The organism is Dermacoccus sp. Tok2021 (genome assembly GCF_019895135.1).
Taxonomy (GTDB): Bacteria; Actinomycetota; Actinomycetes; order Actinomycetales; family Dermatophilaceae; genus Dermacoccus; species Dermacoccus abyssi.
Genome location: NZ_JAGTHU010000012.1, coordinates 16,273 through 34,282, shown reverse-complemented (window position 1 = coordinate 34,282; position 18,010 = coordinate 16,273). Strand labels below are relative to the sequence as shown.

The 18,010-nt window shown below is 68.7% G+C and carries 16 protein-coding genes and 1 tRNA gene; 3 read left to right on the top strand and 14 right to left on the bottom strand.

The features are described from left to right. Positions 1-11: 11 nt before the first annotated feature. The 14 genes from K9D12_RS08390 to glmU all read right to left on the bottom strand — a co-directional run bounded on the left by K9D12_RS08390 (position 12) and on the right by glmU (position 15,493). On the bottom strand, positions 12-335 hold the full coding sequence (locus K9D12_RS08390) for a hypothetical protein (RefSeq protein WP_223059933.1): 324 nt from the start codon (positions 333-335) through the stop codon (positions 12-14). Next, positions 328-1,248 carry a Bax inhibitor-1/YccA family protein gene (locus tag K9D12_RS08385; RefSeq protein WP_223059932.1) on the bottom strand — a complete coding sequence of 307 codons (921 nt, stop codon included), beginning with the start codon at positions 1,246-1,248 and terminating at the stop codon, positions 328-330. The genes K9D12_RS08390 and K9D12_RS08385 overlap by 8 nt, the downstream gene beginning before the upstream one ends. A gap of 23 nt (positions 1,249-1,271) precedes the next feature. Next, positions 1,272-1,347: transfer RNA gene (locus K9D12_RS08380), tRNA-Leu, on the bottom strand. Positions 1,348-1,477: 130 nt separating this feature from the next. Then, positions 1,478-2,416 carry a Ppx/GppA phosphatase family protein gene (locus tag K9D12_RS08375; RefSeq protein WP_223059973.1) on the bottom strand — a complete coding sequence of 313 codons (939 nt, stop codon included), beginning with the start codon at positions 2,414-2,416 and terminating at the stop codon, positions 1,478-1,480. Positions 2,417-2,418: 2 nt separating this feature from the next. Then, positions 2,419-2,943 carry a DUF501 domain-containing protein gene (locus tag K9D12_RS08370; RefSeq protein ID WP_223059931.1) on the bottom strand — a complete coding sequence of 175 codons (525 nt, stop codon included), beginning with the start codon at positions 2,941-2,943 and terminating at the stop codon, positions 2,419-2,421. Beyond that, a complete protein-coding gene (locus K9D12_RS08365) occupies positions 2,940-3,521 on the bottom strand; it encodes a septum formation initiator family protein (protein ID WP_187037588.1) in 582 nt (193 codons plus the stop codon). Before K9D12_RS08365 ends, K9D12_RS08370 begins: the two co-directional genes overlap by 4 nt. A gap of 5 nt (positions 3,522-3,526) precedes the next feature. Beyond that, on the bottom strand, positions 3,527-4,810 hold the full coding sequence (gene eno, locus K9D12_RS08360; protein ID WP_129665748.1) for a phosphopyruvate hydratase: 1,284 nt from the start codon (positions 4,808-4,810) through the stop codon (positions 3,527-3,529). Positions 4,811-4,941: 131 nt separating this feature from the next. Next, entirely contained in the window at positions 4,942-5,946 is a 1,005-nt protein-coding gene (locus K9D12_RS08355) for a MazG family protein (RefSeq protein WP_225911092.1), read from the bottom strand. Continuing rightward, positions 5,943-9,569 (bottom strand): transcription-repair coupling factor, encoded by a 3,627-nt coding sequence (mfd, locus tag K9D12_RS08350; protein ID WP_129665746.1) that lies wholly within the window; start codon positions 9,567-9,569, stop codon positions 5,943-5,945. Before mfd ends, K9D12_RS08355 begins: the two co-directional genes overlap by 4 nt. A 137-nt stretch (positions 9,570-9,706) precedes the next feature. Continuing rightward, positions 9,707-11,287, bottom strand: coding sequence for a glycosyltransferase family 39 protein (locus K9D12_RS08345; RefSeq protein WP_223059930.1), 1,581 nt, complete (start codon positions 11,285-11,287; stop codon positions 9,707-9,709). Next, a complete protein-coding gene (pth, locus tag K9D12_RS08340) occupies positions 11,277-11,867 on the bottom strand; it encodes an aminoacyl-tRNA hydrolase (protein ID WP_129665776.1) in 591 nt (196 codons plus the stop codon). Before pth ends, K9D12_RS08345 begins: the two co-directional genes overlap by 11 nt. Positions 11,868-11,980: 113 nt before the next feature. Next, complete coding sequence (locus K9D12_RS08335; RefSeq protein WP_129665742.1) at positions 11,981-12,673, bottom strand: 50S ribosomal protein L25/general stress protein Ctc; 693 nt, start codon at positions 12,671-12,673, stop codon at positions 11,981-11,983. 319 nt (positions 12,674-12,992) lie between these two features. After that, positions 12,993-13,964, bottom strand: coding sequence for a ribose-phosphate diphosphokinase (locus K9D12_RS08330; RefSeq protein ID WP_047312561.1), 972 nt, complete (start codon positions 13,962-13,964; stop codon positions 12,993-12,995). 8 nt (positions 13,965-13,972) lie between these two features. After that, positions 13,973-15,493, bottom strand: a complete 1,521-nt coding sequence (glmU, locus tag K9D12_RS08325) for a bifunctional UDP-N-acetylglucosamine diphosphorylase/glucosamine-1-phosphate N-acetyltransferase GlmU (RefSeq protein WP_129665740.1) — start codon at positions 15,491-15,493, stop codon at positions 13,973-13,975. A gap of 239 nt (positions 15,494-15,732) precedes the next feature. Here glmU and K9D12_RS08320 point away from each other — a divergent pair, with 239 nt between their 5' ends. From K9D12_RS08320 to K9D12_RS15280, 3 genes are all read left to right on the top strand, one after another. Further along, positions 15,733-16,071: a hypothetical protein gene (locus K9D12_RS08320; RefSeq protein WP_129665738.1), complete on the top strand. Its 339-nt coding sequence runs from the start codon at positions 15,733-15,735 to the stop codon at positions 16,069-16,071. 2 nt (positions 16,072-16,073) lie between these two features. Further along, positions 16,074-17,123 carry an alpha/beta fold hydrolase gene (locus K9D12_RS08315; protein ID WP_052947063.1) on the top strand — a complete coding sequence of 350 codons (1,050 nt, stop codon included), beginning with the start codon at positions 16,074-16,076 and terminating at the stop codon, positions 17,121-17,123. Positions 17,124-17,270: 147 nt separating this feature from the next. Next, a complete protein-coding gene (locus K9D12_RS15280; protein ID WP_129665736.1) occupies positions 17,271-17,999 on the top strand; it encodes a response regulator transcription factor in 729 nt (242 codons plus the stop codon). Positions 18,000-18,010 lie beyond the last annotated feature (11 nt).

Genomic DNA, 18,010 nt, shown 5'->3' with positions numbered 1-18,010 from the left:
GGGGACTCGCGTCAGAGCGAGCGTCGGACGGCGGCCAGCTCCGCTGCGAAGCCGTGGATGTCCGTGACCTGCGCAGCGTCGAACGAGACGGCGCGCAGCATCTCGGCGAGGAGGGCAGGGGCCACGTCGGCTCCCCCAGCGCCTGGGACCTCACGACGCTCGATGCCCGCCGCATCTGCGTGGGCATCGCCCAGGCGTTGGACAAGCGAGCCCAGCGAACTCCGCCAAGAGCTGCGCTGCCCAGCCTCCTCACCGGGGCTGAGGGCGCGCAAACGCCGAACGACCCGCTCGAGTTCCACCTCGAACGGGTCGTTCACAGCCTGGGTGTCAGTCACGCAGACGCGCCAGGAGGCGCAGCATCTCGATGTAGAGCCAGACGACACTGACGAGCAGGCCGTAGGCCAGCAGCCAGGAGGTCTTCTCCGGGACGCCGGCGCGCACACCGTCCGAGATGGAGTCGAAGTCGATGGCCAGCGAGTAAGACGCGAGAGCCACGGCGAAGATCGAGATCGCGATGCCGAGCGTTCCCGAGCCGCCGATGCCGAAGCCTTCCTGCAGGCCCGTCAGGACGAGCACGAAGTTGACGAGCGCAAAGAGCATGTAACCGATGAGCATGTACATGAAGATGCGGCGGCTTCGAGCCGTGACGCGGATGAGGCCCGTCTTGTAGCCGAGAAGCACACCGGCGAACACACACAGCGTGGCGAGAACGGCCTGGACGACGACGCCCGGGTAAGCCGTGTTGAAGAACGCACTGACGGCACCGACGAACACACCCTCAGCGAGGGTGAAGGCGATGATCAGAGGCACCGAGATCGTCTTGCGGAAGGCGATGATGAGCGACAGGACGAGGCTGACGATGGCGCCGCCGGCCCAGAGGCCGAGCACGGTGGTGTTCTGCTGCGAGTCGATGGCGCGCTGGGCGAACACCCACGAGCCACCTGCCACGACGATGAGCAGACCGAAGAGGGCGATCGACTTCATGACGACGTCGTCCATCGTCATGCTGCGGCCGCTGCTCTGCTGCATCGGCGCCTGCGGCGCGTACTGCTGATCGAAGCCCTGCTGACCGAACGGCTGCTGACCGTAGGGCCGCTGCTGGAAGCCCGGCTGGCCGTAACCTGGCTGCTGGCCGAACTGCTGCTGGCCGTAACCCGGCTGGGCACCCTGCTGCTGGGAGCCGAAGCCGGCGTACTGACCAGAACGCAGGTTCTTGTCGAAGTTGCTGAAAACCGGATTACCGGCCATGTGCCCTCCAGGGACGAAATGGTTGGTGCCCTCGACGGGAGTCGAACCCGCAACACAGCGATTTTAAGTCGCCTGCCTCTGCCGTTGGGCTACGAGGGCACCCCATCGTAGCGAGAGGGTGCTCACCGGCCGTCGGGCGGAGCTGTCGGGCAGTTAGCCGTCGAGATGTTTGACTGCGTCAACGAACGCTGCGAATCGGTTGTTCCCGTTCCGTGCGAGGAATGAGCGCTCAGGCCGTGATGCTGAGGGCGATGCCGTCGAGGATGTCGGTCTCGCTCGTGCGCACCTCGGTGAGGCCTGCTCGTGCAGCAACGCGTTGCACCACGGCTCGCCAGATGAGAGCTCCCGCTCCGATGACGTCGACGCGCCCGGGGTGCATGAATCCGTACGCCGCCCGCTCGTCGCGGCCGGCGCCGAGCAGGGCGTCACACGAGGCGAGCGCCTGCTCAAGCGTGAGTTCCGCTCCGTGGATTCGCGACGAGTCGTACGACGACAGGCCAAGCGCGTGGGCTGTGACGGTCGTGATCGACCCGGCAAGGCCGACCAACGTCTTCGCCGCAGACAGGTCGACGATCTTCTCGGCCTCGTCGAGCGCGGCGTCGATGTCGACCATCGCCGATTCGATCTCTGCGGCAGTCGGTGGGTCGGAACGCAGATGGCGCTCCGTCATGCGCACCGAGCCGATGTCGAGCGAGATCGACTGCGCGACGTCGTCGGTACCGAGCACCAGCTCCGTCGAGCCGCCCCCGAGGTCGACGACGAGGAAGGGCGCATCCGCGTTTTGCGCGCGCAGCGGCCCCGTGGCACCGGTGAAGCTGAGCGACGCCTCCTCGTGCCCCGAGACGACCTCGGGCACGACGTCGTAGGAACCGAACGCCGATCGAACGCCGTCGACGAACTCGCCGGCGTTCTCGGCGTCACGCGACGCCGACGTCGCGACGAAGCGCACAGCGTCCACGTTGTGCTCGCGGCAGATCTGGGCGTACTCACGCGCGACGAGCAGGGTGCGCGCCATCGCTTCGTCGGCGATACGCCCGGTCACGTCCACACCCTGGCCGAGGCGAACGATCTCAGTGCGGCGAGCGAGGTACGTGAGGTCCTCACCGTCACGATCGGCGACGAGAAGCCTGATCGAGTTGGTCCCGCAGTCGATCGCACCGACGCGCATCGTCACTTCCCCTCTTCGGCGGGCACTGCGCCGCAGCAGCCGTTCTTCCACCAGTCGTCGCCGAGCAAGGCGATGGCTTCGTCACCCAGCGGATTGATGCCGGGGCCGACGGAGAGCGAGTGCGCCACGAGCACGTGGAGGCACTTGACGCGCGTCGGCATGCCGCCGGCGCTGATGCCGTCGATCTCGGGAACCTCGCCGAGCTCGGCGCGGCGCGCCAGGTAGTCCTCGTGCGCGCGGCGGTAGGAGGCCGCAAGTTCCTCGTCCTCGGCAAGACGGCCGGTCATCTCCTTCATGACGCCCTGCGATTCGAGCGTGGAGATGGCACCGGTCAGGCGCGGGCACGTGGCGTAGAAGGAGGTGGGGAACGGGGTTCCGTCCGGCAGCCGCGGCAAGGTGCGCACCACCGTCGGGCAACCGCACGCACAACGCGCCGAGACCTCGACGGTTCCGCGAGGCACACGCCCCAACTGGCGCCCGATGGCCGCGGTGTCGCTGGCGCTCACCGACGAGCTGATCTCACTCATTTCTTCCCCTGCTGACTCTCGTCGGACGACATCTTCACCGAACCCCACAGCTGGCCGTACCAGGGGTGACTCGACAACGTCGTCGCGTTCGCGACGCCCGTGGACTTCGTCACCGCATGCGGCTTGTTGCGGTCGTCGACGTAGACCGTCACCTTCTGCCCCGGCATGGCGTAGCCGAGGCGCTGCGTCGCCTGCTTCTTGATGTACGCCGGATCCTCCCAGCGCTTCTTCTGCGCCTCGAGCGCCTCGACCCGCTTCTGGCCATCGATCTTCTGCTGGCGCAGGTCGGCGATCTCGCTGCGCTGCTGCAGGTAGCTGCGCAGCGTGGGCGTCAGGACGACGAGCATGAGCGCGAAGAGCGCTCCCAGGGCAAGAGCACGGCGGACCGTGCGCGGGTTCGCCCGACGCCGACGCTCGATGGGTGCATCGAACTGCTGACGCAGGCTGGGGCGCGTCGAGCCGCTCGGGCGCGAACGGTCACGCCCTGAGCGTGCCGGGCGGCTGTTCGGGGCAGGACGCGCCCCTCCCGTTCCACCGCGTGGGGCGGAACGGGAGGGGCGGGACTTCTTCGGCTTCAAACCGCTCAGTTACCTGCGAAACGCGGGAAGGCGCTGCGACCGGCGTACACCGCGGCGTCATCGAGTTCCCACTCGATGCGCAGCAGACGGTTGTACTTCGCGACGCGCTCGGAACGAGCCGGCGCACCCGTCTTGATCTGGCCGCAGTTCGTGGCGACGGCGAGGTCTGCGATCGTCGTGTCCTCCGTCTCACCGGAACGGTGAGACATCATGCAGCGGTAGCCGTTCGTCTGCGCGAGCGTGACGGCGTCGAGCGTCTGGGTGAGCGAACCGATCTGGTTGACCTTGACGAGCAGCGCGTTGCCGGTCTTCGTGTCGATACCGCGCTGGAGACGTTCAGGGTTCGTGACAAAGAGGTCGTCACCGACGAGCTGAACCTTGTCACCGAGGGTCTCGGTGATGTGGGCCCAGCCCTCCCAGTCCTCCTCGTCCAGCGGGTCCTCGATGGAGACGAGCGGGTAGGACTTCACGAGGTCGGCGTAGTAGTCCGTCATCCACTTGGCGTCGCGCTTCTTGCCCTCGAAGGTGTACTTACCCTTCTCGCAGAACTCGGACGCGGCGACGTCGAGCGCGAGCGCAACGTCCTTACCCGGGACGTAGCCGGCCTTCTTGATGGCGTCGACGATGAGGTCGAGCGCAGCGCGGTTGGAGTCGAGGTCGGGAGCGAAGCCGCCCTCGTCGCCCAGGCCGGTGCTGAGCTTCTTGTCGTGGAGCACGGCCTTGAGCGCGTGGTAGACCTCGGCGCCCATGCGCAGCGCCTCGCTGAACGACTCGGCGCCGATCGGGGCGATCATGAACTCCTGGATGTCGACGTTCGTGTCGGCGTGCGAACCACCGTTGAGGATGTTCATCATCGGAACCGGCAGGACGTGGGCGTTCGGGCCACCGACGTAGCGGTAGAGCGACAGGCCTGCTGACTGGGAGGCCGCGCGGGCCACGGCGAGCGAGACGCCGAGGATGGCGTTCGCGCCGAGCTTGCCCTTGTTGTCCGTGCCGTCGAGAGCGATCATCTCGGCGTCAATGAGGCGCTGGTCGTCGGCCTCGGCGCCGAGGAGCTCGGGCTGGATCTCCTCCATGACCGAGTTGACCGCGTCCTGGACACCCTTTCCGAGGTAGCGGCCCTTGTCGCCGTCACGACGCTCGACGGCCTCGAACTGACCGGTGGAAGCGCCCGAGGGAACGGCCGCCTCACCGACGGAGCCGTCGTCGAGCACGACGACCGTGCTCACTGTCGGGTTGCCGCGCGAGTCGAGAATCTCGAATGCGCCGATGCTTTCAATGGTTGCCACAGAATCTCTCCGATGCAGTGAGGGGAACGGTCACGTCGTTCGACCGCAGGCTGTGTGCGACGCGATGGCCGCTCACCTCCGAGCCTAACGAACCGAGCAGGAACTGGCCGGTAGCAATGCCGTGGTGAAGCTCATGTGGACGGATCGCTGCGTCGAGCGCCCACGCGGGCGTCGAGATCGCTCAACGCCGTGGCCAGGGCCACGCTCGGATCGACGCCGAGTTCGCGAGCCTGAACGACGAGGTCGAGCAGTGCCGGACCGAGGGAGTCGCCGCTCGTCACGTCCGCGACGAGATCGCCGTGGCCGGCCTTCGTCAGGCGGGAGACGTACTTCGTGGCGCGCTCGAGCGGCGGCAACCCGGTCGGGACACCAGCCAGGGGGTCGTCGGCGTCGCGCTCGGGCTTCTCGTCGGCCTTGATGCGGGCCCACTCCGCTTCGACTTCCTCGGGCGAGGACGCGGCGCCGTCGGCGAACACGTGCGGGTGGCGGCGGACGAGCTTGTCCACCAGGCGCCCCGCGACGGCGTCGATGTCGAAGCCGTCATCGGCGCGCTCGGACGCAACGCGCGCGTGGAAGAGCACCTGGAGGAGCACGTCACCGAGCTCCTCCTCGAGGTGTGAACTGTCCTGCTCGCCGATCGCCTCGACGACCTCGAAGGCCTCCTCGACGAGGTACGGCGCGAGGCTCGCGTGCGTCTGCTTCGCGTCCCACGGGCACCCGCCCGGCGAGCGGAGCGTGTCCATGACGGCAACGGCGTCGAGCAGCCGCGCGCCGGGAGCGTCCCACGACCCGACGACGACCTCGACGGGCGGCGGCGAGTCGAGGCGCGTCAGCTCACCGGCGAGCGCGTCGGTGAGCCCTGGGTCGGCGTCCGACGATCCGAGCCATACGACGTCCTGCTCGTCGGCCGCGTCGACGAGGCGCCGGGCCAGATCGGGCGCCGTGACGTCTGCGACGAGTTTGACCTCGAGGCCCGCCTCGGTGACGGCCTCGACAAGCGGCTCCTCCGCGTCACGCCCGAGGACGAGGCCCGCGGACTCGATGCGGCTCCAAGCGTCACGTGTCATGAGCCCGGCCGGCACGCGTGGGCTGACGACGACGAGGCCGATCGATCCGGCGTTCATGTCGGCACTCATCGGCGTCCTCCTCGGGACAGTTCCTGCGCCGCAGCGGCGGCCGCGATGTCGTCGAGCAGCACCGCCTGAACGAGCTGCGTGGCCCACTGCAGGATCGCCTCGTCGCGCAGCGGCTTGCCGCCGACGGGCTTCGTCATGGGCGTGGGCACGAGCAGGCGCTCCTGTGCACTCTTGACGAGGGTGCCCGGGAAGAGCCGCTCGAGGCGCAGCTGCTGCGATTCGCGCAGCTCGGTGACCGGCCCGAAGCGCACGTACTTGCCCTGCACACCGATATCGCTGATGCCCGCCTTGCGCGCGACGGTGCGCAGGCGTGCCACGTCGAAGAGGTTGAGCACCGGCTGCGGCGGCTCGCCGTACCTGTCCTTGAGCTCGGCGATGATCTCGTCGAGAGCTGCCTCGTCCTCGACGCTCGCGAGCTTCTTGTACGCCTCGAGACGCAGACGCTCCCCCGGCACGTACTCGTGCGGCAGGTGCGCGTCGACGGGCAGTTCGATCTTGATCTCGACCGGCATCGCGTTGCCCTCGTCGCCGCGGTAGTCGGCCACGGCCTCGCCCACCATGCGCACGTAGAGGTCGAACCCGACGCCGGCGATGTGACCGGACTGTTCGCCGCCGAGGAGGTTTCCGGCGCCGCGGATCTCGAGGTCCTTCATCGCGATCTGCATGCCCGCCCCGAGGTCGGTGTGGCTCGCGATCGTCTGGAGTCGGTCGTGCGCCGTCTCCGTGAGCGGCTTCTCCGCGGGGAACATGAAGTACGCGTAGGCACGTTCGCGGCCACGGCCGACACGTCCACGCAGCTGGTGCAGCTGGCTCAGGCCGAGCTGGTCGGCCCGCTCGACGATGAGCGTGTTGGCGTTGCTGATGTCGAGGCCGGTCTCGACGATCGTCGTACAGATGAGCACGTCGAACTTGCGCTCCCAGAAGTCGACGACGACCTCCTCGAGACGGGCCTCGCCCATCTTTCCGTGGGCCGTGGCGACACGCGCCTCAGGCACGAGTTCGCGGATGCGGGCAGCCTGCTTCTCGATGCTGCCGACCTTGTTGTGGACGTAGAAGACCTGACCCTCACGCATCAGCTCGCGCCGGATGGCGGCCGTGATCTGCTTCTCGTCGTACGCGCCGACGAAGGTGAGGACCGGGTGACGCTCCTCCGGCGGCGTGGCCAGCGTCGACATCTCGCGGATGCCGGTGACCGCCATCTCGAGCGTGCGCGGAATCGGCGTGGCCGACATGGCGAGCACGTCGACGGCCGTACGCAGCTGCTTGAGCTGCTCCTTGTGTTCGACACCGAAGCGCTGTTCCTCGTCGACGATGACGAGGCCGAGATCCTTGAACTGGACCTCCTTGCTCAGCAGGCGGTGAGTGCCGATGACGAGATCGATCGAGCCGTCCTTCAGGCCCGCGAGCACCTCGCGCGCCTCCTTGTCGCTCTGGAAGCGCGAGAGCGCACGCACCGTGACGGGGAAGCCCGCGTACCGCTCGGAGAAGGTGGAGAAGTGCTGCTTGACGAGCAGCGTGGTCGGCACGAGAACGGCGACCTGCTTCGAGTCCTGAATCGCCTTGAACGCGGCGCGCACGGCGATCTCGGTCTTGCCGTAGCCGACGTCACCGCAGACGAGGCGGTCCATCGGAACCGTCTTCTCCATGTCGGCCTTGACCTCGTCGATACTGCTCAACTGATCCGGCGTCTCGACGTAGGCGAAGGCGTCCTCCAACTCACGCTGCCATGGGGTGTCCGGTGCGAACGCGTGACCGGGCGTGGCCTGGCGCGCGGAGTAGAGGCGGATCAGTTCACCCGCGATCTGCTTGACGTGACGGCGCGCCTTCGACTTCGTGGCGGCCCAGTCGGAACCACCCATCTTCGACAGGGTGGGCATCTCGCCGCCGACGTACCGGGTGACCTGGTCGAGCTGATCGGTGGGGACGAAGAGTCGATCGCCCGGCTGCCCCCGCTTGCTCGAGGCGTACTCAAGCACGAGGTACTCACGGGTGGCTCCGCCGACGGTGCGCTGCATCATCTCGACGAAGCGGCCGACACCGTGCTGTTCGTGGACGACGTGGTCGCCCGGCTTGAGCTGCAGCGGGTCGACGACGTTGCGGCGGCGCGACGGCATGCGTCGCATGTCCTTCGTGCTCGCCCCGGCCGAACCGGTGAGGTCGGCCTCGGTGAGGACGACGAGACCGAGGTCGGGCATCTCGAAGCCGTGCCCGAGCGCGCCGGTGGCCACCTCGACGCCGGCCTGCACCTGCGTCATCGGGCGCGAGGCCACATCGTGCTCGCCGAGCACCTGCGTCACGCGCTTGGCGAAGCCGGGCCCGTCCGTGACGACGGCGACGGATCGCCCGGCGTCGACGTGGGCTTTGATGTCGGCCGAGGCCTTCTCCGTGTCACCGCGGTAGTTGGGCACGTCCTCCGACGCGATGGTGACGCGAGTGCCGGGCAACTCGTCCTCGAGAAACTCCTGCAGGTCGTTGTCGGCAGCGAAGGAGCTGAACGACCACCACGCGCGCCCGCCGGCGAGCGCCTTGTCTCGCAGATCCGACAGCGCCCAGTAGGAACCGCCGTCGAGGATCGAGCGCAGGTCGACCGGAATGGCGTTGCCGGCAGCCGCGTTGGCCCAACTTGCGTCGAGGAACTCCTGGGAGGTGTTGACGAGGTCGTGGGCGCGGGTGCGCACACGCTCGGGGTCGAGCAGGACGACGTGGGTTCCCGGGCGCACGACGTCGACGAGCGTCTCCATCCCCGCGGGAAGAAGTGCCGGCATGAGGGATTCCACGCCCTCGACGGTGATGCCTTCGGCCACCTTGGAGAGCATGTCGGTGACGCCGGGCAGTGTCGGGGCGAGCTCGGCGGCGCGCTCACGGACCTCGGGCGTCAGCAGCAGCTCACGGCACGGCGGCGCCCACAGCCCGTGCGGGTTGACCTCGAGCGAACGCTGGTCGGCCACCTTGAACCAGCGGATCTCTTCGACGACGTCGCCCCAGAACTCGAGGCGCACCGGGTGGTCCTCGGTGGGCGGGAAGACGTCGAGGATGCCACCGCGCACGGCGAACTCACCGCGCTTCTCCACCATGTCGACGCGCGTGTACGCAGCGCCGACGAGGGCCTCGACGATGTCTTCGAGCGGGCGCTCGTCGCCGGCCGCGAGGCTGACCGGTTCGAGATCACCGAGCCCCTTGGCGAGCGGCTGCATGAGCGCCCGCACGGAGGCGACGACGACCTCGATCGGCCCGTAGGTGCCGCCGGATTCGGGGTGCGCGAGGCGCCGCAGCACCGCCAGGCGCTTGCCGACCGTGTCGGAGCGCGGCGACATCCGCTCGTGCGGGAGCGTCTCCCAGCTCGGGAAGTCGGCAACGGCGTCGTAGTCGAGGAAGCTGCGCAGGACGGCCGTGACGTCGTCGGCCTCACGACCGGTGGCCGTGACGACGAGCAACGGAACGCCACCTTCACCGGGCGCGCAGGCGCCGGCGAGCGCCGCCGCGATCGGTCCGCGCAGGCCGGAGGCGGCCGCAACATCGACGAGGCCCTCCTCGCCGCGCAACGCGAGCAGCCTGCCGACCGAGGCGTCCGCGCACACCCGCTCGAGCAGCGGCATGAGCGGCAGATTGGTGGCCTCGGGCATTCGCGGAACTCCTTCGCGGGCGGTTGGATCAGGGCGCGCAGCCGTGACGCCTTCGCACGCCGCCGGGGCGGACGAAGGCGTGACCTCAGTCTAGGTGTGCTCTACGACAACCCCGGAACGGCGCGGAATCATCCCGCTCAGGGGCGGCCGAACAGTTCGACGTCACGAGCAACCGAGGAGCCTTCGAGGCGCAGCATCGTCCATCCGTCACCCGACGGTTCGAGGATGACGCGCGGCGTCTCGTCCGGGTGACCCGACGCGTCACCCGGGCCCTTCTCCTCGACGATGCGGCTGTGCAAGTAGGACGACCAGCGCACGCGTACCACGACGTCGCGCCCAGGCTGAACGTTGAGGACGAGGTGCGAGGCGCTCTTGCCGCGCAGCGTGGCGCCGTCACCGATGAGCGGTTTCGTGCCCGAGACCTCGAACAGGCGCCAGTCACGGTTCGACCAGACCTCGCGCCATCCCTCAGGCTGCGCGTTGGCGGTGCGCCACTCCCCCGTGCGCTTGACCGGGTGCCGGTTGAGCGCGACGTACCGGACGCTCGAGTCGCGCAACCAGCCGTTCAGGCGCTCCGGCGAGATGCTCGCCTCCCGGTCGACGAAAGCGTCCGAGAGGCTGCGGTCGGCCTGCGTCTCGTAGCCGCGAGCGAGCCAGAAGTCCTTGGCGAGGACGAAGGCCGAGGTGTGCGTGCCGTCGGCGACCACCTCGACGCGGCTCGTCTCGATACCGGGCTGGCGCTTCAGGGCGTCCGCGAGCGGTTGGTACACCGTGACCGACGACGCCGAAGCGCGCGAATCGGCCAGATCGTGCGCGGTGAAGTAGGCGGACCAGACGAGTGCCGGGACGACGGCGAGCGCGGTGAAGCGGTTGCTGCGCCGGGCCGTCGCGGCCACGGCTACGGGCAGGACGGCGAACACGAGCCGCGCGAGGTTCGACCCCATCGCGTTGGGCACGGCCGAGAACACGACGATGGCGAACGTCGCGATGACGATGGCGACCTTGACCGGACGCGCCGGGTTCGCGAAGAGGAAGACCGCGAGCAGGGCGAGGGAGATGAGCGCGCGAGCCCAGCCGTAGCCTTCGGGGCCGCTGCTGCCCCACAGCCACGACGAAACACCGAGGAAGGCCAGCCCCGCGAGGATCGGCACGATCGACAGGCGTTTGCCGAGGAATCCCGCGCCCAGACCGACGAGCACGAACGCCACGGCCACTGGCGACGCCAGGCCGCTGAGGACGACGAGGAACGACGCGAGCCAGCGCCGATCGCGGATGGCGGCGTCGAGGGCTCCGATGGCGATGACCGCACCGACGAGGAACGTCGTCCGGCCGGCACCGAGGGTGAGGAGGGCGCTGATCGTGGCCACCCAGACGGCGACGATCGGTCGGCGAACCTGGGTCACAGTGAGGGCCACGGCCCACGGAATCGCGAGGGCCGCAAGCGCGACGACGAGGTGCGCGCCGAGCAGCGCCGACAGCCACGGCACGATGACCGAGTAGCCGCCGGGCGGATGCGCTCCGGAGTACCAGCTGAACCAGTACCCGAGCGTCACACCGTCACGAGCGGCCTGGGCGCGTGCGAGGGCGGCCCACATGTCGCCCACTCCGGGCGCAATGAGGACGAAGAGCAGGCCCCCGACGGCAACGACGGCCGTCGCGGACCAGGCGTGCAGCGCGAGACGTCGGCTGACGTGCTCGGTGACGCGTTCAGTGGGCATGCACGATGTTCTGCGCGTCGGTGAGCCCACGGTGGACGAGAGCTTCGATGGCGTCGCCGCCTGCGGGAACGAGAAAGTCGAGTTCCTTGCGTTCGCTCGCGTTGAAATCCTTGAGCACGAAGTCGGCCACGTCCATGCGCCCGGGCGGACGACCGATGCCGAGACGCACGCGCAGGTAGTCCTTCGTGCCGATGCTCTTGCTGATGGAACGCAGGCCGTTGTGGCCGCCCTCTCCGCCGCCGAGTTTGAGGCGCACCGCGCCGAAGTCGATGTCGAGTTCGTCGTGCAGGACGACGAGACGCTCCGGCGGGATCTTGAAGAACTTCATGAGCGCGCTGACGGGTCCACCCGACTCGTTCATGTAGCTGCTCGGCACCGCAATGACGGCCTTGGGCCCGGGCATGCCGCCCGGCATGGTGCCGAGGCGGATTTCGGCTGCGGCGGCCCGTGCTTTGTGGGCGCGCAGCGTGACGCCTGCGTCAGCTGCCATGCGTTCGACCACCATGGCGCCGACGTTGTGGCGGTTGCCTGCATACTTCGGGCCGGGGTTGCCGAGGCCGACGACGAGCCAGGGGTCCATGGGCGTCCTTTCCACGAGCGACCAGTATGCCGCAGGGCGGTGACGACGAAGGCCCCCCGCCGCCTGCGACGGCGACGAGGGGCCTCGTCAGAAAGTCCTGTTCGGACCGGGGATCACTCCTGCTCGGAGTCGTCACCCTCGGCTGCGTCGCCCTCGGCGGACTCGCCCTCAGCGCCTTCGGCGGCCTCGGCCTCGTCGGACTCGTCGTGCTCGATGCCGGCCTCGGCCTCGGCGTCGGCGAGCTCGGCCTCGAGAGCCTCAGCGGAGATCTGCTCGGTGATGTTGACGACGAGCAGCTCCTCGTCGGAGTCGAGCGTGACGCCCTCGGGCAGCGTGATGTCCTTCGCGAGGATCTGCGTGCCGGCCTCAAGGCCCTCGACGGAAACCGTGAAGAACTCGGGGATGTCGGTGGCCGGGGCCTCGACGGACAGCGTCGCGTTCTCCGTCGTGACGACGGTCTCGGGAGCGGCCTCGCCCTCGACGTGGACGGCGACGTCGACGACGACCTTCTCGCCGCGCTTCACGATGACGAGGTCGACGTGCTCGATGTTGCGGCGCAGGATCTCGCGCTGGACGTCGCGGGCGAGCGCCAGCTCTTCCTTGCCGTCGTAGCGGATCGTGAGCAGGTTGTTCGGGTTCTTCACGGCGAGCATCGTGGCGTGACCCTCGAGCTCGAGGTGAACCGGCTTCTCACCGTGGCCGTAGAGAACGGCGGGGATCTTGTCCTCACGGCGGATGCGGCGGGCAGCGCCCTTGCCGAACTCCGTGCGGATGGTGGCGTCGAGGTAGGTCTTCTCCTGTGCCATGTCTGGCCTCCAAGCGGAAGGGGCTCGCGCTTGCGCGCGAACCGACGTATCGGGTGCGGTGGCCTCGACGCGGGGCGATGTACGGGCACGAGTTCGCGCGGGTACGCCACTCGTCACACGCTCACTCAGAGCGGACGTCGAACGGAGAACCACCGCGTCGATCACGGACCCTGGATCCGAACGGCGACTTTCGTCGCGCGCCCGTGCAGCGTCCCTCGCCGAGGCAACGTCGACCAGTCTAAACGAGCGACGCCACGGACGCGAAACGGCCCCGAACCGCCGCACGTGCGGGGTTCGAGGCCGTCGTCGGGCGAGGTGCTTACTGCGCCTCGTCGAACATGCTCGTGACCGAGCCGTCCTCGAAGACCTCACGGATGGCCTGCGACAGCAGCGGCGCGATGGACAGCACCGTCAGCTTGTCGAACTTCTTCTCCGGCGTGATCGGCAGCGTGTCCGTGACGATGACCTCGCGGGCCACCGAGTCGTTCAGGCGCTGAACGGCCGGGTCGGAGAAGATCGCGTGCGTCGAGGCGATGACGACGGACGCGGCGCCGTCGTTCATCAGCGCGTCGGCCGCGTGGCAGATGGTGCCACCCGAGTCGATCATGTCGTCGACGAGCAGGCAGGTGCGGCCTTCGACCGAGCCGACGACGCGGTTGGCGACCGACTGGTTGGGGCGCGTCACGTCGCGCGTCTTGTGGATGAAGGCCAGCGGTGCGCCGTTGAGGCGCTTGCTCCAGGCCTCGGCGACCTTGATGCGGCCGGCGTCCGGCGAGACGACGGCGAGGTTCTCGTTGCCGTACTTGCTCGCGACGTAGTCGGTGATGACCGGCAGGGCCTGCAGGTGGTCGACGGGACCGTCGAAGAAGCCCTGGATCTGGTCGGTGTGCAGGTCGACCGCCATGAGGCGGTTGGCGCCGGCCGTCTTGAACATGTCGGCGACGAGGCGGGCCGAGATCGGCTCGCGGCCGCGCGACTTCTTGTCCTGACGTGCGTAGCCGTAGAACGGCGCGACGACGGTGATGCGCTTGGCCGAGGCGCGCTTGAGCGCGTCGACCATGATGAGCTGCTCCATGATCCACTGGTTCACCGGAGCGGTGTGGCTCTGGATGACGAAGGCGTCGCAACCGCGCACCGACTCGTCGAAGCGCACGTACGTCTCCGAGTTGGCGAAGTCGTAGGCCTGCGTCGGCACGAGCTGGGTGCCGAGCCCCTCAGCCACCGCCTGCGCGAGTTCGGGGTTGGCCCGTCCGGAGAAGACCATGAGGTTCTTCTCGGTCGTGCGCTTCATGGACAGGCTCACTTCGAGGTCCCTTCGTCAGCGGATTCCGGAGCAACAGTAGTTGACGGGTCGGCGTTCGTGGTGGCCCGGGTGTTGTTCTGGGCGGCCTCGTGCGTCTTCGTGCCGGAGCGGCGGCGTTCGACCCACCCGTCGATGTTGCGCTGCCGACCGCGGGCGACCGCGATCTGGCCGGAGTCGACGTCGCCGTCCACGGCGGAACCGGCGGCGACGTACGCGCCGGGCGCAATGGTGACGGGTGCGATGAGCACCGAGTCGGAGCCGACGAAGCTGTGGGCGCCGACGTGCGTCACATGCTTGTTGACGCCGTCGTAGTTGGCGAAGATCGTGCCCGCGCCGATGTTCGCGCCCTCACCGATGACGGCGTCGCCGCAGTAGGTGAGGTGCGGCACCTTGGCGCCGTCGCCGATCTGGGCGTTCTTCGTCTCGACGAAGCCACCGATCTTGGCCTTGGCGCCGAGCTCAGTGCCGGGACGCAGGAAGCTGAACGGACCGACCGTCGCCTCGTCGCCGACCTTGGCGAGCTGGGCCTGGGTGCGCACGACGCTCGCGCCGTCACCGACCTCGGTGTCGACCAGCGTCGTGTCGGGGCCGATCTCGCAGTTCGCGCCGATCGTCGTGGCGCCGCGCAGCTGCGTGTTCGGGTGGACGACGGTGTCGCGCCCGATCGTCACCTCGACGTCGACGAACGTCGTCGCCGGATCGATGACGATGGCGCCGTCACGCATGGCCTGCTCGACGATGCGCTTGTTGAGCTCGCGGCCCATGGCGGCGAGCTGCACCTTGTCGTTGACGCCCTCGGTCTGCATGAGGTCGTCGATCGTGTGCGCCTCGACGCGGCCGCCCGCCTCGCGGGCAAGCCCGAGGACGTCGGTGAGGTACTTCTCGCCCTGGGCGTTGTCGGTGGTCACCTTCGCGAGGCTCTCGCGCAGCACCGCCGCGTCGAACGCGTAGATGCCGGAGTTGATCTCGCGGATCTCGACGGCGTCCTTGTGCTCGGTGCCCTCCTCGCGGGCCTTCAGCGCGTCCTTGTGCTCGATGATGCCCGCGACGGAACCCGCGGCGTCACGCAGGATGCGCCCGTAGCCGGTGGGGTTCGGCACGACGGCGGTGAGCACGGTGACGGCGTTGCCGCCCTGCTCGTGCGCCGTCGTCAGCTCGGTGAGGGTCCGCGTCGCGAGCAGCGGCACGTCGCCGTAGGTGACGAGCACGGTGCCGGAGAGATCGTTCGGCAGCATCTCGAGCGCGCACTCCGCAGCGCGACCGGTGCCCTTGACCTCGTCCTGGTCGGCGATCGTCGCGTCGGGAGCGATCTCTGCGATGTGCGCCGCGACCCGCTCACGCTGATGGCGCACGACGACGGCGAGGTGCGACGGCTCGGTGCCCCGGGCGGCCGCGACGGCGTGCCCGACGAGGGAACGTCCGCCGATCGTGTGCAGCACCTTGGGGATGTCTGACTTCATGCGGGTGCCCTCGCCGGCGGCGAGGACGATGACGGCTGCGGGACGCGGTGCGCTCACGTGTGAAGCTCCCCTGCGATTCGGTGATGTCTGGAAGCTGCGGCCCGCCTCGGATCACGAACGGGCAGCAGTAGCACAGCGACTCTACCGCCCCACTTACCGCCTCGCCCCGGGGAACGCTTGTCCCGGCCTGGACGCAAGGCGCCATGGGCGTCTTCGCCAGCGTGTCGTGCGGCGCCGTTCCGGCATCCGGGCGGCGCTCGTTGGAGCGCGAGAGGGGGACTCGGCGTCCTTCATACTTGCGGAATGAACGACACCGGCGCGAAGCCCGCCGTCCTGCATCAGCGCGTCGGCTGGCTCGAGCTGCCAAGCCCTCGATCGGTCAGGCCATTGCCGGTGTCTCCCAGGCCCTCGTGTTCTACGTGCCCGTGGCCGTCGTCTGGGTCTTCGGTGACCACTGGGTGCCGTGGATCGTCCTCGTGACGCTGTTCGCCTACGTTGTCGCCAACATCGTTCTGCAGGCCATGGGCACGAGGCGCATCACGGCGTTCGTCGAATCGGGTGGCTTTGAGGAGCGGATGGGCGCGGCGGCCAAGCGCACGACAGAGCCGAGCGTCGGCAACGGCGAGCTCGGCTGAGCATGAGCCACGCGTCTGTTCCCTCGTCGGCCGAACCGGCCGAGCAACCCGTCCGTCGTACGCGTGTGCGCTCCGTCGGCCGCCGGGTGCTGCGCGGCGTGGTCACGACGTTTCTCGTCGTCACGGTGCTGTCGCTGACGTTCAACGCACTCACCACTCCCCCGAAACGCCTCGACGCCCCGACAGGTGCCGACGTCGACGTTCAGCTGCGCGACGGGCGAACCATCAGCGTCCATTACGAACGCTGGGGCGACGCAGCTTCGACGCAGACTCCGCTCGTTCTCGTCCACGGTTTCGCCGAGTCGACCGTGTCGTGGTCTCTCGTCGCACCGCAGCTGGCGAAGGACCGGCCCGTCGTCGCCGTCGACCTCGCGGGCTCGGGGTACTCGCAGTACTCGGGGCGCTACTCGCTCGATGACCAGAGCGACCTCGTCCTCGGCGTCGTCGAGGCGCTGCAGCTCGACAAGCCGACGCTCGTCGGGCACTCACTCGGGGCCGCCGTCGTCGGGGCGGTCGCCCTCGAGCACCCCGATCGGATCTCCGGCATCGTCTTCGCCGACGGTGACGCCCTCCCGTTCGACGGACGCGAGGGCGAACCGCCGGCCGTCGCGTCGTTCATCGCACGCACTCCGTACGCCCTGTCGCTGTACCGCCTCGGCACGCACTGGAACTGGTTCCCTCGGCGCATCTTCGACGCACAGTGCGGAAGTGTCTGCCACGGCCTGCAGGGCGCGAAGGGCGATGCCCTCGTCGACGCGTGGATCCGCCCGCTGCGGCAACGCGTCGCGGAGGAGGCGATGTTCGACACGGCGGATCGACCGATGCTCCACCTCACGCCCGAGCAGGTCCGCGCGATTCGGGTGCCGCGCGCCGTCCTGTGGGGCGAGGAGGACGCCACCGGTGGCGGCTCACGCGAGGGCGCCGAGCGCAACCTCGGCCACCCGCCGTCGGCGACCGTCGCGAACGCCGGGCACCTGTCGATGGTGGCGGACCCGGACGGCTTCGTGCGCGCGCTCAACGGTCTCCTGGGCCGGATGACACCTGCCGGCTGAACTCGTTCCGACAGCCCGGATCACCCTCGCGCGGCAAGCGTGAAATCGACCTTCTACCTGGTCCTGCGCCCGAGCGGTCGGCGCGTCGATAGACTCCCGCGAGAACCATCGTCGGGCCCTCGGGCGAATCGGGTTAAAGGACAACAGGTGTCAACCCAGCACAAGAAACTGCGCGTTGCGCTCATCAACGACTTCGAGATTGTCGTCCAAGGTCTCGACGCTCTCCTCAGGCCGTACGCGGACGAGGTCGAGCTCGTGCCGCAGACCGAGATCAGCCAGGGCGTCGACATTGCGTTGTACGACTGTTTCGCCATGGCCGACCGCGGCTGGTCGACCCTCAACGTCTTGAGCGCCGACGAGAACGTCAAGCGCATCGCCGTGTTCACCAAGAGCATTCCGCAGTCGTTCGTCGACCGGATGCTCGACATGGGGGTCACGGGCGTCCTGTCCAAGGCGCTGGGCGGCGAGGAACTCATGCGATCCCTGCGCGCCATCGACTCCGGCGAGCACGTCGTGTCGGATTCGCTCTCCATCGAGCTCGAGCGCGGCACGTGGCCGGGGCGCCGTCAGGGCCTCACCGAGCGTGAGAGCGAGGTCGTCGCGCTCATCTGCCAGGGCATGCCGAACGACATCATTGCCGTGCACCTGCACCTCACGCTCAACACCCTCAAGAGCTACATCCGCACCGCCTACCGCAAGATGGGCGTCACGACGCGCTCCGAAGCCGTGCTGTGGGGAGTCGGTTACGGCTTCCACATGACGCCGCCGAGCACCCCGGACACGTCCGCAGGCTGCCTGACGCCGCGACCCATCGAGAGCAGCGGGAACGTCACCGACAGCGCCACGCCCGCGTCACCGGCCGAAACGGCCAGGTGACGCGGGCGTCC